A 242-nucleotide genomic window follows, 5' to 3' on the forward strand; every position below is an offset into this window, starting at 1 on the left:
GGTCATCAACCGCCCAATACGGCGGTATGGGCGCTGTATCCGCAGCAACGGCATTTGTCGCCGAAGGTGCGCAAGCTGGTGGACTTTTTGAAAGAGGGGTTGGCTGGAAGGCCGGAGTACAGCGACTGAAAAGTAGCACCTGCTGGGTCATGCCACATTTATCTGCGATTCGACCATCGTAGCCGCAGCCACTCCAAGTCTTCAGGCCGGGTCACTTTGATATTGTCCGAGCGCCCTTCGAT

2 pseudogenes are annotated in these 242 nt (G+C 56.6%); one reads left to right on the forward strand and one right to left on the reverse strand.

The window, feature by feature from the left end:
• A pseudogene (locus AAEZ08_RS23375) lies at positions 1 to 129 on the forward strand (LysR family transcriptional regulator); the annotation flags it as partial.
• Between the two features lie 29 nt (positions 130 to 158).
• Here the strand turns inward: AAEZ08_RS23375 and ispD are convergent.
• A pseudogene (gene ispD / locus AAEZ08_RS23380) lies at positions 159 to 242 on the reverse strand (2-C-methyl-D-erythritol 4-phosphate cytidylyltransferase); the annotation flags it as partial.

The organism is Pseudomonas sp. E45-MNA-CIBAN-0222, assembly GCF_040310405.1.
Lineage (GTDB): Bacteria > Pseudomonadota > Gammaproteobacteria > Pseudomonadales > Pseudomonadaceae > Stutzerimonas > Stutzerimonas stutzeri_AC.